Origin of the sequence: Flavobacterium sp. (assembly GCF_965277525.1) — a bacterium.
Classification (GTDB): domain Bacteria; phylum Bacteroidota; class Bacteroidia; order Flavobacteriales; family Flavobacteriaceae; genus Flavobacterium.
This window is the reverse complement of record NZ_CBDIDC010000009.1, coordinates 494,038-511,140: the sequence shown is the minus strand read 5'-3', so window position 1 is coordinate 511,140 and position 17,103 is coordinate 494,038. Positions and strand designations below refer to the sequence as shown.

Genomic DNA, 17,103 nt, shown 5'->3' with positions numbered 1-17,103 from the left:
ACAATATGAAGTTGAAAATTTTGCTATTAGTTTTATGTGTCCAAACTAGTTTTTCTCAAAATCTGTTACAGCCAACAGGAAATGTGGGAATAGGGACAAATGCACCATCATATAAATTAAATGTATTTGGTTCTCATAGTGATGCTAGAATTCTATTGCATTCTATTGGAGGAGGCGATGATGCACGCCAAGCCGATTTAATGCTTTGGGCTAGTGAACCCCAAGTAAGTTATTCAGGGGTTGGAATAGGAAATAATGTAACAGTATCAAGTGACAGAGGATTACATTTATTAAATACTATAAGAGGAGGGTCTTACATGAGATTATTAGACAATTCGATTTCGATAGGAATAGTTTCATCTACTGGAGCAATAAAAGAAACAATAAATGTAAATACAGAGGGAAATATTGGTTTTGGAACAAATTCCCCAGTAAGTAAATTATCTATTGCAGGCTCTTTAACACTAGATGGCGGACTTAGTAATACTTTGCCAAGACCATTAATTACAGCAGGTACTTTAGCAAATGGAGAAATAAGAGGTTATGGCGGCGGAGGAAATTTTTATGATGACGGATTTTTAAGATTATCTGCCGGTGGAGGAACAAATGTAGATGTAAAGTCATACATTGATTTATCTGGATACTCGACAATTCCAGATATGAATAGAAATATTGTTTTTGGGACGTCAGGAACAGAACGTATGAGAATTGATGTTAACGGAAATATAGCAATAGGTTCAAAATCGCCAGATGCAAAGCTTACTGTAAATGGAACAATCCATTCAAGCGAGGTAAAAGTCAATTTAAATTTTCCTGCACCAGATTATGTTTTTGGAGATGATTATAAATTGAGAAGCTTGCAGGAAGTTGAAAATTATATAAAAGAAAATAGCCATTTACCTGAAATTCCATCAGCAAAAGAATTTGAGAGAAATGGAATCAATGTTTCTGAAATGAATATGGCACTTTTAAAGAAAGTTGAAGAATTAACTCTTTATTCTATTGAGCAGCAAAAAAATACCGAAAAGCTCAATTTATATATTGACAAGCAGCAAAAAAAATATGATGAACTGACATTGCAATTAAAAAAGCAGAATGAACGTTTAGAAAAGCTCGAAAAAATGAATAATAATTAAGAAAATAAAATGAAAAAAGTATTTAGATTAAGTTCCCTGTTCTTGTTTTTATGTTTTCAAAAAAGTATTTCGCAAGGATTTATTACAGCACCAGATAATAGTGTAAACGCAATTAACGCCTCTTCTACTGTAATTCCTAAAACAGAACCTAGTACAGCAATGTGGACAGCAACAAATGCATACTGGGCTACGCCTCTTATTTATAGAACAAGAAGATTTCCTGATGATGGAACAGGAGTTTTTCCTTTTAATAATTATGGAGAGTTAATGATTCAAGGAACATCTCACGGAAGCATGTATAACAAAGGAATTAGTTTTTTAACATGGGATGGATCTGGTCAGGAACCACAAATTAGAATGAGAGTTTCGCCAGAAGGTAATATTGGTATTGGAACTTTGTCGCCAGATGCAAAATTAACGGTTAATGGTAAAATCCGTTCGCGTGAAGTAAAAGTCGATTTAAACTTTCCAGCACCAGATTATGTTTTTGCAAATGATTATAAATTGAGAAGCCTGCAGGAAGTTGAAAATTATATAAAAGAAAACAGCCATTTACCTGAAATTCCGTCAGCAAAAGAATTTGAGAAAAACGGAATTAATGTTTCTGAAATGAATATGGCGCTTCTAAAAAAAGTTGAGGAATTAACTTTATATATGATCGAAATGCAAAAAGATATATTTGTTTTGAAACAAGAAAATAAAGAATTGAAATCACAGATTAAAAGTAAGTAACCTCTAAATAATACTTAAAAACCTATGAAAAAAAAATATTTTATTTTGATATTGTTTTTTACAATCATCAGCAGCGCACAGAATTATAATAATATAGTAAACTATTCAATTAATGGTACTCCGGTTAATGGTGTTAAAATTAAAACCAATCTGCCTTTTGCAGCAGCAAGTCAAATGCCTACTATAACAATAACAGGGTTTAATTATCAGACCGCAGAGACGATAAACCTAACGATTGTTTATTATATATATTATAACGGACCAGATTCAGGAAATGCATCAAGTTATTATTTTCATACACCAAAAATGTCTTCATCAGGAAGTTATACCCCACCGGTTTACTTATCTAATGAAAATGGTAAAGTAGTTATTTTTATTAATGATAAAGTTTATTTTCAAAGATTTACAGTAAGTGCTTATGCGCAGGGTATGGCAGAAACGAGCAGTTGGTTTCAAGGATGGACAGCTGTTGATGAGCCTATGACAGGAACTAAAACAGTAGAGATTCCGTATCAAAATAGATTTAAAGGCAATGTTTATCTTTCCGGAGGAAGTATTTGGAATTCAGAAGGAAATGTAGGGATAGGAACTGAAAACCCTGATGCAAAATTAGCAGTAAATGGTACAATACATTCAAAAGAAGTAAAGGTAGATTTAACCGTTCCTGCTCCTGATTATGTTTTTGCAAGTGATTATAAATTAAAAGATCTAAAAGAAGTTGAAAAGTATATAAAAGAAAACAAACATCTTCCAGAAATTCCATCAGCAAAAGAATTTGAGAAAAACGGAATCAATGTTTCTGAAATTAATATGGCGCTTCTAAAAAAAGTTGAGGAGTTAACTCTTTATTCTATTGAACAGCAAAAAAATACTGAGGTGTTAATGAAGATTATCGAGCAGCAGAATAGGAGGTTAGAGGTTCTGGAAAGTTGTAAATTAAAATAGAAAATTTTGCAAATGTTTATTAGAATCTGAAAAAAAGAAAATGGGCTATTTAAATTAATATTTATAAACAACAAAAGAGACTAACGGACTCTTTTGTTGTTTATAAATGCCATAAACAGCTTAAAATAACCGAAGTAATAGAAAATCCATCATTGTTGTCTTAAATAAAAAACTCAAAAGATTAGAATTTTTCAAAATGGACAAATATTAATTTTAGGTTATTTTTTTAGTTTTTTCAACAATTAAACTTTTAAATTGTCTTGTAATAAAAATTTTCTAATATTTCGAAGTTAGTACTATAAAAGGAATTATAATAAAGTTCATTTTCTAAATCTTCTCCTTCTTTAATATAAATTATTTTACCTTTTTCAATTTCTATTATACTTTTCAACGGTATACTTTGATTATCAAAATATATAAATTCATCATCAAAAAACACATTTTTGAATTTTAAAAATGGGCGATAAAATTTTATGTAAAAAGATATTTCTATACCTATGCAAATTATAATAGCAGGAATTGCTAAAATTATAATACTATAAGTGAGAAAAAATAGAATTCCAACACCAAATATAATGGTTACATAAATAAAAATATTGCCTAGCTCAGAGGTTAAATTAAGTTTTGTTTTCATATTTTTTTTGGGATAGTGCCATGATGCATTTTGCTATGACAGTAAAATTCAACTTCAATTATTCCGCCTCCACCTGCAGATACTCCATGTTGTGTATAAAAGCCATCATTTGCAGGATCATCGGAATTAAAATCATATCCAGCTTGGAGTAATGAAGTATATCCTCCTTGAACATGTCCTGAAAAATCTTGTGCACCAAGCCCTTGGTTTTTTGGACCAGCGACTGTGAGTCCAAATTCACCACTTAACCCCATTCCTGCAACCTTAAAATTTAAAAAATCCATACTACTTTCATTGGAATTTGCAATGTTATACCAGCCTTTATATGCGTCCCATTCTATAACTTTAACAGAAAAAAGTTTTACATCAAGAGCAAAAGTTTCACTTAAGTTAAATCCAGCTTGCGCGCCAACAGTAACTTTAAATCCAACAGCATCTTCGAATCTTAAATCATCCACATTCCTAAAACTTCTAAAAACAACTTCTCCATCTTTAGCATATGATACTGTATGAAATCCCTTAGAATCTGTAGGCGTTTCTGAAAATTTAGATGTAAAATCAGTAATGCCTTCAGATCTTAATTTTTCTGCTCCTGCACTACTAATCCAACCTGGACCGAAAACCCAGTTTTTTAATTCTTGCCAAAATCCTCCATTAGAATCAATACCAGATATTGGATTGTTACCCATTCCTAAATAAGGAGAAGCATATTGCCCATAAGGATCAGTAGACAGCCATCTCCCAATTCTTCCATCCCAAAGACGTAATTGAAAAGCTTCCATCTGCGTGTCCTGATCAAGCTCTTGCCCTTGGAAAGCATATCGATAGTTGTCAAATGAATTACGCCCATATAATGTCTCCCCAAACGGATAATAATCTGCGTAAGATTTTGTAATTGTATTTTCACCTTGCCTTTGAACTACAGCCCTAACATTCCCTAAATGATCTGTAATTTCATAGTTTGTAGTATTTGTTCTATTAGTAACGCCCAATCTTTTTAAACCATAGACAGGTAATTCGATCTGACTTATGCTTCCACCAGATGGTAAGAAATATACAGCCATTGCATTTCCAGAAAAATCTAAAGCATAATAAGTAGTACCAGGTGTGGTAGTGTAACTTTCTTTTCTTACACGATGCCCTCTTTCGTTATAAAAGAACTTTACTAGAGAGACATTGTTTTTCCTTACTTCAGTTACAAGGCCTTGTGTATTGTAAATGTAGTTTAATTTTTCGGAAATATTATCAGTCAATTGTCCTATGTCATCATATCTGTAATTTTGCGAATCTGTCTGATTTTGAATGTCATTTAAGTTAGGCACTACAATACCACTGTCAGAGATACTGTTTAATTGATTTTTTCCATTATAATTATAAACTAAATTGTCTATAATCTGTCCTGTTTCATTGGTTCTTATAAGAGATTTTATATTTCCGTTTGCGTCATAGGTTAACCCTCCTTCTGCTAAATTTGTAGTAGGTGCTATAATAGCTGTACTTGAATTTGCATTTCCAAACGTAGCTCCTGTTAACCAATTGTTACGATTGTAATTGTATAAATATCCTTTTTGATTAGCTGTGCTTCCAGAATAATCACCACTTATTGCTTTATTCGCCCAACGAGCGGCTTTTATATTTCCGTTATAATCTGCTCCTGCAGTTGGTGAAGATGTTATGTTTTTACCGGAACGTAAATAGTCTCCATTATAGTAATCTAATGTTACTCCAAATATATCAGGTGTTACTGATGCATTCGGAGAACCGGCAAGTCCGTCAGTTCCTGGATCTTTAGCATTTTCTAAACTAGGATGATTAATACTTTTTAATTGTCCTCCAAGAGTATACACATAGTCTAATCCCTGAATTCCTTGGCCAATATTAACTCTTTTTAATTCTCCTGTTTTGTAATAACTATAATCTGCATTAGTGACAAAATTATAAGGATTGTTTGTAGTTGAGGTTTCAACTTTTGTTAATACATTATTAATGTTATAAGAGTATTTGTGCGTAAATGACTCATTTCTATTATCTTTTTGAAATAATACCTTTTCCACATTTCCTTTATAATCATATTCATAATGAAGAGTTTTTACACCGATACCTTCATTGTATTGGATAACCCATTCTACTCTTCCATATAAATCGTAGCTATACCAAGTAATTGCATTCAAAATATTACCGCTATCTGATTTGTAGGTAACCGCTACATTACCAGATAAGTTTTTCTGCAAATTGGAATACGTTGGTGCTAAAGTAGCAAGATTTAAAGCTGTAGAAATTGTTAAGGAGTAAGCTGTTGGTAAAAGAGCAGCATCAGTAACTGTATTTTCTGTAAAATCATATATAGAAAAAATTCTTTCCTTAACATTAAGACCTGTAATAATTGTAGTATTATCAACATTATTGACTGCAGTTGCCCATATTGTTGGATTTCCTATAATAACACCACTTTCGATAGGCCTGCCTAAACCGTCATAATTTGTATATGAAACTTCATTATTTTTGCTTTGAAGCGCACTTTGTGAAAAGCGTATTTGTCCATCTTTGCGGTAAGCAAATTTACTTTTTCCCTGATCTGGATTTGATGTTTCAATTAATTGGCCTAATGTATTATATGAATAGTTAGTTGCAAAATTTGGAGAAGTCATGTGTGTAGGACTTGCTACTATTGTTGTATTATTCGTATATCCATTTGGTTGTACAAATTTTATTAATTGCCCTGTTTTGTTATATATATTTACCGCATATTCATAGTAGTTTACATTATAAGTTATTCCTAGGGAACCAGCATCATACGTTGGCGTTCCAGAAGAAATATAGATTTTTGGGTCTGACACAGGAGGTATTTTTGCTTCTATTCTGTATGTATTTCCACCAGTTATATTTGAAGTGATTAACCCTGTTTTTAAATTATATACATTATATAAATTTGGATTTCCTATTAAACTGCCTAATGCAATGCCTTTTGGAATGTGCACATCTACAAATCCCTGAGTCCCTATAAGTGAAACAACTGGATATGATACCCCTCCTTCTGAACCTGATCTTGCAGAAGCCAGTAATTTGCCTTCGCTATCAGTAAAAGTTACATTTTCGTTACCATTAGCATCAACACTTATAGATTTGTAAAACTTAGTAATTACTTCTTCTCTCCCGCTAGAAATTTCTCCATCATAATAATCAGAGCCATACACATAGTACATTTCCTGTGCAGCAGGAATGGTGTAAGAATACCCAGTTTTCCATTCTCCATTTATTTTATTACCACCCACTACATTAATAACATTACCGGGGTTTAATACGTCGTAATTTGTTTGAGCAAAGGGATGGGTTGCTGTAGCCTGATAAGGTTCGTCAGTATTATTGTCACTATAATAATTTGCTAAGCTTGCATTTGCTGAAATATCTGGTAGATTAGCAGGTGTAATTATAAAACTGCTTCCTGCTGTCGCAGTTACTTTAAAAGTATTTCCTAAATTTATACTTGGAGCAGTTAAAGTTACATTCAATCCTGAACCTACAGTACCAGTAGCTGTTATAGATTGCGTTGCTTTATACGAACCACTTGCCGCAATATTACTTAAAGGAAGATCTGCAGGATATGAGCCTGCAGCAATTTCTGTACTACTTTTAAAGAAGCTAGTTTTCTCAAAAGTGTTGAGAGGTGAGGGTGCAGCAAATGATATTTTATCTTGTCTTCCAAAATTATCATAAGTAGTTTCTGTTCCCCATATTTTATTGGTTACATAATCTTTAGTTAGAGTGACATCTCCTTTTCCTAAATCGTCAAAATAAGACCTTCCTTCACTTATTACATTTCCTTTGCTATCATAAGAAACTCCATGAATCCAATTATTGGAATTGTCATTTGGAATTAAAAATTCAGAACCTTCATTTAAATCTTTTACAAAATTTAATGAAGCACTTGTTGTACCTGGAGTAGCAAGTCCTGTATTATAAAAAACTAAATAATTGGATTCTATTTTAGCTCTATAGTTTGTGTCGTTGGATCCTTGTTTAATTATTCCTAACTCTAAATTCTGTATCGGTACACCCGTATTTAAGTAGATAATTTGACCTGTCTTAAAGCTGCATTTGCTAGGCCAGGCTCCACTCATATTAAGAGTTACAATTCCACCTTTTATTGTTATAGTTCCGTTACTGTAACCTTCGTTTCCTGCACAAGTAAAGGTACTTGGTAATACTGCAGTATAATTAACTCCTGCAGCATAATTGGAACGACTTATAGCTATATTTGTATTTACTCCTGTTAAAACATTTGCAGTTGAATAGATTATAAGACTGTTATTTTCAATTTTTGCATTGTAGGCATTTGGAAAACCATTTGCATTTGTTGTAACTGGACCTAACTCTAAATCAGGTAAAGCGGGAGAAATAGTGAGTACTTTTATTACTCCAGTTTTTAGTGGCTGCTGTACCCAGCCACCACTAAAATTAACCGTTAAAACATTATTGTTTACAGAAATTGCACCTCCTCCTCCGCCACTGCCTGTAAATAAATCTGCTGGAGATATAGCGATACTATAGTTTGGATAATTGCCATATGCAGCTAAATCGTAATTAGTATATTTAGACGTTTCGTTAATACCTGAATTAGCAAAAACAAGTATTGGAAATAAAATTATATAGTATATATATTTTTTCATTGTTTTTTCTTTTAGTTAAACTCTAATACTTCGATTTCTAATAAATAATTAAAATATTATTAAAAGTACTTGTTATTATAAGTGTTTGATTTTACTAGTTTGAAACCTCCAGTAACTCCATTTGGGATATCATCAATAACTTCTGAATATGTTCTGATTAATCTTCCTCCTTTATCATATTCAAATCGTGTAGCCAGACCATTGTTTCCAATAATATGTGTTAATTCATCCCATTCATTGTAAACATAGCCTGTTATAGTAGAAGATATTGGGCGAATCATCAAATCATCAACATAAATAGTCGAGCTGTCAGAAGAAACTATATATATAGAATTCTGTCCATCAATAACATCAACATATCCTGATTTTGAGACCCAGTTTCCAGCTGTGTACGATTCTTTAAAATCAATTAAAGTTCCATTACTATTTATTTTAGCTTTAGAGGCATTTGTTTTTTCTACCCATACAGATACTCTATATTTTCCAGCTTTATGTTGTCCGCCTTTCATTATTACACCAAATTGAGAGTTTGATGTAGCTGCCACAGAAAATTTTCCTGTATGAGAGTAAGTAGAACTTCTAATAGCATTTACAAAACTTACTTCTGGTTCAAGATAAGTTGAGAAATTGGTTAGAGGTGTATTTTCTGCACTAGTATAAAACATTTCATTATATCCTGCATTACCGGTGGCTATAGTTTTAGTATCGTTATCACCCATTTTAATTGAAGAATAATTGTTATTTATGTCTTTCATTTCTAAAGCAGAAGAATAACGATTATAAGATGTAATTTCTGAAATTTGTTTCCATTGCGAAGGCTGTGACACATTAACCCCTACTGCTGGTGGTAGATTCCAGTTAAAACTATCGTCATTTGTACTTGAATAGTTTAAAAAGATTCCATTGTTATCTTTTGTTCCATTCCAAGTGTATGCCTTGTGCTTTCTCCATACTTTTTCATTTGCTGTATTTGGCGTTATAACTGCCCCGCTAACATCTCTATAGGACCATAAATTACTCCAGGTTGTAATTCCTACTCCAGTTTCTTTCCAAACCCCATTTTCTTGTATAGAAGAAGAATTCACTGCAATTTGCGAAAGCATATGTTTATTGCTTATGTTGTCTACTTTTGATCCCATTTCCGGATATTTTACGTACGCAGGTATAACTCTCTTCCTAAAAGATTGTCCGTCACTAGATTTATAGACTTGTTCTTTTGAAATTCCTGATATCAAATCATAATCATTATACAAAGTAGTATATGTATGACCATTTTTTTGTTCAGTAGATGACTTTACGATGCTTGGATATTTTATTCTTGTTGAAGAGTTTATAATCCATTTATCTTTGATAGTAGCATTAGTATAATCTATAGTTTTATAATTTTGATATGATTCTTTAGTAACTCCAATATTGTTGATATTATCCGTAATATTATAAAAAGTATTTGTTTTTTTACTAAGTTGATGATTGTTCTTATTTAAAGTCTGTACTTCTATAAGTTGTCCTATAGAAGCAAGGTTATCTCTTACCACTAAACTACTAACGCTTACATCTTTATTGCTTGAGTTGATAAAATTGGGTGTTTTAGTTTCAATTATTTCATAAAAATCATCAAATTTTACTTTGTTTGGATCTTTGCTCTTCATTATATTAAACCTATAGCGAATTTTACCTTCCAAAGGTATCCCTTCCTTGTGATTACTTATCGTAACAAATTCATGCATTACTCTTGGTGCTGGTAGCTCATTACTATATGGTATTTCTTTTGCTATGTTTTGTGAGTATGGTATGTAACTTACATAACCAATGCCATCTTCATCTAGACCATATTTATAATCGGTTATGAAATTATTAATACCGTCTGAGATTTTTAAACTTGCTACACGTGGACTAGAACCAGTATATATAGAATTACTATTTAGAGCAACTTTAACTGTACAAAATTCACCACTTTGATAAGGACCATCTGACGCTTGATAATTTCTATGAACCTGTGAAATACTCCCATTAAGAGTTACTTCATACGTTCCAATTCCTAGATTTTCGGGTAAATTTGTTATTGTGCCTGTACCCACATAATTCTTGGTATGATATATTTTTAAAGGCATGGGCTCAATGAGTTTGTATGAATAGTTTATGTTTACACTTTGCCCAAGCTGAATAGGATAGTTTTCATTACCACCTATAGTTAAGGTGATTTTATTATTTGATAAATTTCCAAATGGAGAACCGAAAGGAATAGTACATTTGTACTTTAAAGGATTTTTATTATTGAACTCTAAATTAGAAGACATTATGCTCTTAAATTTTGAATTTTCATAATTAATCTCTACAGTACCGCCTTGTGGAGTAACTATTTTGTTTAATGAAAACGCCTCTGACTTGTCTGCTAAATATCCCCAGCCATCTCTGTTATTGATATCGAATGGACCGATACCAGTATTATACTCAAATTTGTAAGGTGGAAGTGTAGAAGCTCCCGATTTTCCTTTAAAGTTAACACTTTTAAGTGTTAAACGACTATCACCAGGTACTAGGCTATAATCGTAATTTAAATCAATTATTTTTATAGCCTTGTCAATTAAACCTTGCCAATTATCACCAATATCAATTACGTTGTCATACATATTATACCTAGCAACTCTGAAACTGTAAGCATCTTTTTTTACATATTTCATTTCAACACTTAAATTAGAGTCAGCCCCATACTTTTTGTCAACGGTGTCATCTTGGTTTTTAACAAGAATAATTTTGTCTAGACGTAGTTGTTTTTGTGCAGGTACACTAAATTTGAATTCATAAGGATTGTTAGGATAATCAAAACTATTTAAGTAATCAATTTTAGTAACACCAGAATAGCTAAATTCTTCAGATGATGCATCTGTGCGTTCACTTTTTATAAAGAGTGCGGTATGGGTTCTTGTTTTAATTTTATCTAAGTAATAAAGTTGTTTCCTTCCTTTTATCCAAGTCTTTATATTAGGATTATTGTCATCAATAATATAATCATTTTTATAAGGTGCTTTCCACATAAATGCTTCCGTCCAGTTTCCATATTCAAAACTTGTCCAGTATCCTAAATCTCCCTCACCAGCTATTCCATCACCATTATCAACGTAGTCAGGTCCTGTTACTGCAGTAAGTAGCCAATGCGTAGCAAAAGGAGTAGATTGAGTTTTTTCCATATATGCTTTGGTTTCTATTTTACCATCCGCACCAAATGTTCGTGTTACAATTTCATAATTGTAAACTGGTAAGGAATAATGATAAGTTTTGCCATCTACGGTTGTTATTTTGAAAGCCCCGATACCGTCCTTAGGCAGTAAATCCTCTCGATCGTAACCAGTGAATTGTCCAGTCTCTAAAAAACCAGCTTTGATTAAATTTGCTTTATTTGTGGCAATTTCGTTATTAGTGTAATATTCAACGTAAGTAGAAGTATGTCGTCTGTTTTTTGGTAATCCATCACCACCATTATAATGTTGAAACATGTTAGAGTTTGTACTATTATTATTTAGTAAAACAGGATCGACATTTGCTTCTGAATAGGAACTAATTTCATTATCTAAATAAAATACAGGTTTGCTGCGAAATTTAGAGTAGTATGGTAGATTAGCATAATTATCTATATCGCACGTATATTTTACATTAAAGCCATTTGTATTTTCTCTTTGAGAAACTCCAAAAAGAGCTCCATTTTCAAAAATTGGTGCTGACATATTTCCAGATATTCCTTGTGCTTGTACATTAAAATTATCGTAAGAGGGAAATACAGCATTATTATTTTCGATATTACTTTCATTAGTGAAATTTGTGGTGTTAAAATTTACTTCATAATAATCCATTGCATTTAAAACGGGATATTTTTTATAGTAAATACTAGGATATTCATTAAAGCTAGGCTCACGAACAAAATATAAAGGTCCACTTATATCATTTTGAACTACTTTTCCTAGTTTGTACGTGAGTTTTTGTTTTCCAAATGAAAGACTAAATATCCCTATTGGTGTAGGTATAAAAAAACCATGGTTAGAGTTTTTTGAATTAAAAACAAAATCTCCAGCATTTGCAGAATAACTAAATTTACTAGATGATGCACCAATTCCTCCAATACTTATTGAAGAGTGTGTTCCTTGATTATTAGTTGTTGACAGAGAGAAATTTGTTGAATTATTTCCATAGAGACTCATTGAATAACTACCGCTAGTGCTATACCCTACATTGAATCCTTCACCATTATTATTAAATCCCGCACTTACCCCCACGGTTCCATCAGTATCTGCGTTTACCCCAACTGAAAGACCTCCTGAATATTGAACACCAACACCTATTGAAGAATTTGATGTCCCAATTTTAGCATTAACACCAATAGAGTTTCCCCCACCTAAGTCAAAACCAATACCTCCACTTACATATCCGCCAAGGGCTTGGTTACTTCCCCAGTTAAACCCAACTCCAACTGAAGCTCCTCCATTTGAGTACCCAACTGATAAATATGAGGTTGTGATAACTCCTCCATCATCATAGAAGTATTCTGTTACGGTATTTCCTTTATAATCATCAGGATATCCATTTACATTTCGGTCTATCGCTCCAGGATTTACATTCCAGCCTAAACCTGTCCAAGAAGCTTCTTGGTCTAAGGCAATACCAGCGTGGTATGCCATGGCTAAGGGATATCCTCCTTCCGGACTAGGTACATTTAATAAAGGCAATACATAGCTATATTGTCCTGTAATTAAGTTTACCATATCAGTTGCGTCAACAGGTTCAAAACTTGAAGCTTCAGGAGATTTTGGTCCATTATTTGAAGCAAACAAATTATTAGGTAATAATGTTGGAAAAAATATCAACAAGAAAAAAGTGGCAATAATACGATGGCTCTTATGGTATTTGGTCATTGGTTTATAATTTTAAAAAACTAGTTGAGGTTCGTTTATTAAGGCTTTTGTATTTATTTTGAATTTAACATCTCCAGTTTCAAGACCTAAATCTTCAATTACAAAATTTAGATAGTCTTGTTTTAGATATTTTTCATCACGAGGATAAACTATCATAATAGAAGTTGAGTTACTCATGCCGTACATTCTGGGATAAATAAAGTCGGCAAGGGCAAGGGTATCTTTTGCGGGAGTATAAACATGTAGTTTTTCCTCCATTCCAAAAGCTAAATCATTGACCATCTGGCCAAATTTTGCTTTGTCTTGCGCAACCCCATTTAATAACTCCTGATTGTTTTTTGACATTGAAAGGTTGAAATACAGATACTTATTATATTGTTTTCTTAATTTCTCTATCTCAGATGGACTATTTTTTTCTGTTAATTCCTGTTTTACTAATAAATCAGTTGGTCTATATTGTAAAATATAATCAACACCAGATACCGTTTTTTTGTAATGGTAGCCGTTATCTTCGTCCTGTATATAAGCATTCATTTCCTCTTGTGTATCAAATGATTTGTTACAAGAGGAAATAAATAATAGTAAAATAAATGGTAAAAGTTTATTTCTTATCATATTCAGCATTAAGGCCTTTTAAAACTTTTTCGGTTAGGTCAGTAGATTCATCTGCGTACATGATGTTTCCGCCGCCACTTGCGCCAAATATGATTTTGTAGTTATGATCTTTTCCGTATTCTTTGATATAATCGTTAATATCGTTAATTACCGTTTGTGTTACTTTTTTGTCTTCTTCCTGAATTTTTTTCTGAATAGCTTCTTGGTAACCGTTAATTTGCTGCTGTTTATTAGATAACAGTTCCTGCTTTAATTTTAGTTCTTTAGGAGATAAAGAAGCTCTTTCTTTTTCGTAGTTTTTTAATTCATTTTGCCAGTTACTGATTAAAGAATCTACATTGGCTTTCATTAAAGAGGCTTTTTTGTCAAATTCTGCTTTTGCAACTTTTGTTTTACTATATCCAGTGATTAATTTGTTAACATCAACATATACTAACTCTGAACTTGATTTTGCAAAATAGATTGCAGCAATACTTAAAACAACTGCTAAACAAGCAGCATACAAGGGGATTTTCTTCATTTTGTTTATTAGGATAATTTTAGCAATATTAATCAATTTATTGCTAATTTTATCAGATATATATTATTATTTTAACATTTTTAACTATTTGATTTTTAGTCATTTTTGTGCTTTATTGATTAGTTTAATAATATATTGCTAAATTAAAACTGTTTAAATCGTGTCTAAAAATCATACAAATATGTTTTTTTTATTTTAAATTTCTTTACGGGAAACCACATTATGACATTTTTTTCTTAAAAAAATAAATAATATGATTTAAGTACCTTTTCTTTAATAAAAAAAGAGCAAAACTTTAAGGTTTTACTCTTTTCAAAATAGAGTTAAATTTTGTTGATTTTTACGTCGAAAAAGTCAGTCCTTTTGCTTTAAAATTGCTAAACAAAACTTGTTTCGCCGTACTTATAGTTGGAAAAAACGGTCAAATTGACCATAAATTTTCAGCCTAAAGTGAGCATCAGTTTCGGAGCAAACTGACCACCCTTTTTCAATTCAAACTGACCACCTGTTTTCGGTGTAAATTGACCACCAAAAAACTATTTTTTTTCATGTTGTTTAACCATGGATCTGTATAAAACTACAGACTATGGCAAATAATACAATAGACATGAATAAAATTAGAAAAGTAATTAAATTACATTGTGGCGGTAAAAGCAAGTTGTTTATAAGCAAGTATTTGTCTCTTTCCAGAAATACGGTAAAGAAATATATCTCTTTATTTGAAGTACTTGGATTAAGTCTTGAATCGATTAATCAAAAAACAGATGTAGAATTAGACGCACTTTTTTCCCAACGCACAGAAGAGATTACCACTCCAAGGATACAAAGGTCTATGAGTTTTTTCCGCAAATCGAACGGGAATTAAAGAAAACAGGCGTAACCATGTATGGCATGTGGGAGCGCTATATCTTTTTAAATGTTGATGGATTTATAATCTCTCAATTTAGATTCCACTACTTCAAATGGAGTAATAAGGTCAATCCTGTGATGCATATGATTCATAAGGCTGGAGATAAAATGTATGTGGATTATGCCGGAAAAACACTCTCAATTGTTGACAAATCAACATCTGAAATCAAGGAAGTACAGTTTTTTGTAGCCATTCTTGGAGCAAGCCAATATGCTTATGCAAAGGATTTTATGAGTCAGTAAAAAGAAGGTTTTGTTGCTTGCATTTAAAGTTAGCAGCGGAGTAGCTCTTTTAAAAAGAAGTTCAACAAATCCGATAATATCCGATAAGTGTATAATACCAGCTGCCTATTTGTCATTATCAGTAGACATAGATTTTATTGATAGTATTAAAAGTGTAACAAATTCTCTATTCAGATGAAAAGATTAATTTTATTTTTAATAGCGCTTATCATTTCTTCGTGTACTAAGGATACCGACATTAATGAAGTTTTTTCAGACTTTTCAGTGAGTATAGATCAAGTTTCTGCCGATGGACAGTCAACAGTAAATGTGATAGCAATACTATCTTCAAATGCTGATTATGATAGAAGAAATGTGATATTTAAAACTACTTCGGGGAGTTTTCTGCCTTCTTTAACGGAAACAGCAACTGTGAAAGCCGAATATGATAATGGTAAATTAACAGCAAAAGCCACTTTAAAAGTTTCAACTAAACCTGGAAATGTCATAGTTTCTGTGAAACCTGAATTCGACAGCTCTGTGGGGGAATTTATATTAGAAAAAACTATTATTGCTGTACAATCAAATGTTGCTTCAATTCATTTGGAACCTTCTTCTTATGGTATTGGATCAAATTATTTAACAGATGTTAAGGTTGTAGGTACCCTTAAAAATAGTTCTGGAAAATCTGTATCAAGCGGACAAAAAGTTGTTTTTGAAGATTTTCTTTCAGATGGAACTCCTGCTAATGGAAAATTTAGAGAAATGCGGTCTATAACAGCTTCATATTCAAAAGTTTCCTGCTATTGTTCTATAGGTACATTTCAGATCGGAATTCCTATTACAATAAAATGTATGAATCCAATAATCCAATTAACATATTTGATTCAGTAATACTAACAATTAATCAATAAAGAATATTATGGCAAGATTAAAAAAAAGTCAGGTAAAAAAGATTGATGAAGTTCTTGTAAAAAAGGATTTAATCAAAATGATTGCAGATCATCTTACAGCTAATAATATTGATGACATAGAAATAGATTTCATAAAGTTTAGACCAAAGAATACGTCTCAAGAAGAGATTTCGGGAATAAATTTATGTGGACCTGGAAAAGTTCCAATACTTTCATGTTCATTAAGCGGGAAATGCGAATACGTTTGCATGGATGTTTAATTAAAAATCCTTTGTTAAAAGGCTCTATGACTGATCGCCTGATAATTTCATTGTGGATGAAATAGAAATTCCTTCACGCGATGGAGTTTTGCTGCCAGTATCCATAATATACAAAAAAGGGCTTAAGAAAAATAAAATGAATAATGTTCTAATTGAAGCATACGGGCTTATGGAGAATCAATGAATCCAATTTTTAGTCTATTTTTTTAGGGTTAAACTAGACTTCAGGTATGCCTATACCAATGGGAATTTCAAGATGACTAAATTATTCATAAAGACTTTGGTTAGTCTGGAAGCTTCGCTGGAGAAACATTCTATATATGGAGCTTCAGACTCCGCAACATAAAGATAACTCGTTGAATTCCGTAAAAAAAAGGAAATATACAATCGATAATGTTTGTGATAAACGCAGAGCGCAGGATTCGAACCTAAGACTTGAAACCTGCATATTCAAAAAGTAATATAAAAGTTGAATATGCAATGCGCGGATTAGATAAACCTTTAGGGGTGCGACATATCAATTAGAACAACTTGTGAAAGAAAATATAGACAAATTAATTGAAAGCACTGAAAAAATAATAGGCAATTATACAATTAGGTCCAAACTGCGGATACAATAGTGAAAACCAATTGTGCCGTCACTGT

The 17,103-nt window shown here is 32.0% G+C and carries 12 protein-coding genes; 7 read left to right on the top strand and 5 right to left on the bottom strand.

The window, feature by feature from the left end; genetic code table 11:
* The first annotated feature begins 5 nt into the window (after window positions 1–5).
* From ACQY44_RS19330 to ACQY44_RS19320, 3 genes are read left to right on the top strand one after another with little or no spacing between them, the layout of a single operon-like run.
* On the top strand, window positions 6–1,136 hold the full coding sequence (locus tag ACQY44_RS19330) for a hypothetical protein (RefSeq protein ID WP_428231931.1): 1,131 nt from the start codon (window positions 6–8) through the stop codon (window positions 1,134–1,136).
* A 9-nt stretch (window positions 1,137–1,145) separates the two neighbouring features.
* Window positions 1,146–1,868, top strand: coding sequence for a hypothetical protein (locus ACQY44_RS19325; protein ID WP_428231930.1), 723 nt, complete (start codon window positions 1,146–1,148; stop codon window positions 1,866–1,868).
* A 24-nt stretch (window positions 1,869–1,892) separates the two neighbouring features.
* Window positions 1,893–2,813, top strand: a complete 921-nt coding sequence (locus ACQY44_RS19320) for a hypothetical protein (protein WP_428231929.1) — start codon at window positions 1,893–1,895, stop codon at window positions 2,811–2,813.
* A 250-nt stretch (window positions 2,814–3,063) separates the two neighbouring features.
* On the opposite strand, the gene ACQY44_RS19315 is transcribed toward ACQY44_RS19320, so the two are convergent.
* The 5 genes from ACQY44_RS19315 to ACQY44_RS19295 are packed head-to-tail and all read right to left on the bottom strand — an operon-like array spanning window position 3,064 to window position 14,153.
* Window positions 3,064–3,447 (bottom strand): hypothetical protein, encoded by a 384-nt coding sequence (locus tag ACQY44_RS19315; RefSeq protein WP_428231928.1) that lies wholly within the window; start codon window positions 3,445–3,447, stop codon window positions 3,064–3,066.
* Window positions 3,444–8,114 (bottom strand): RHS repeat domain-containing protein, encoded by a 4,671-nt coding sequence (locus ACQY44_RS19310; RefSeq protein ID WP_428231927.1) that lies wholly within the window; start codon window positions 8,112–8,114, stop codon window positions 3,444–3,446. The genes ACQY44_RS19315 and ACQY44_RS19310 overlap by 4 nt, the downstream gene beginning before the upstream one ends.
* Before the next feature lie 59 nt (window positions 8,115–8,173).
* Window positions 8,174–13,018 carry a hypothetical protein gene (locus ACQY44_RS19305; RefSeq protein WP_428231926.1) on the bottom strand — a complete coding sequence of 1,615 codons (4,845 nt, stop codon included), beginning with the start codon at window positions 13,016–13,018 and terminating at the stop codon, window positions 8,174–8,176.
* A gap of 12 nt (window positions 13,019–13,030) precedes the next feature.
* On the bottom strand, window positions 13,031–13,633 hold the full coding sequence (locus tag ACQY44_RS19300; protein WP_428231925.1) for a hypothetical protein: 603 nt from the start codon (window positions 13,631–13,633) through the stop codon (window positions 13,031–13,033).
* Window positions 13,620–14,153: an OmpH family outer membrane protein gene (locus ACQY44_RS19295; RefSeq protein ID WP_428231924.1), complete on the bottom strand. Its 534-nt coding sequence runs from the start codon at window positions 14,151–14,153 to the stop codon at window positions 13,620–13,622. Before ACQY44_RS19295 ends, ACQY44_RS19300 begins: the two co-directional genes overlap by 14 nt.
* 586 nt (window positions 14,154–14,739) lie before the next feature.
* Between ACQY44_RS19295 and ACQY44_RS19290 the strand changes: the two genes are divergently transcribed.
* The 4 genes from ACQY44_RS19290 (at window position 14,740) to ACQY44_RS19275 (ending at window position 16,458) form a co-directional block, all read left to right on the top strand.
* Complete coding sequence (locus ACQY44_RS19290) at window positions 14,740–15,018, top strand: hypothetical protein (protein WP_428231923.1); 279 nt, start codon at window positions 14,740–14,742, stop codon at window positions 15,016–15,018.
* Between the two features lie 17 nt (window positions 15,019–15,035).
* A complete protein-coding gene (locus ACQY44_RS19285; RefSeq protein ID WP_428231922.1) occupies window positions 15,036–15,305 on the top strand; it encodes a hypothetical protein in 270 nt (89 codons plus the stop codon).
* Window positions 15,306–15,479: 174 nt separating this feature from the next.
* Window positions 15,480–16,178, top strand: coding sequence for a hypothetical protein (locus tag ACQY44_RS19280; protein ID WP_428231921.1), 699 nt, complete (start codon window positions 15,480–15,482; stop codon window positions 16,176–16,178).
* A 28-nt stretch (window positions 16,179–16,206) separates the two neighbouring features.
* Complete coding sequence (locus tag ACQY44_RS19275) at window positions 16,207–16,458, top strand: hypothetical protein (RefSeq protein WP_428231920.1); 252 nt, start codon at window positions 16,207–16,209, stop codon at window positions 16,456–16,458.
* The last annotated feature ends 645 nt before the right edge of the window (window positions 16,459–17,103 follow it).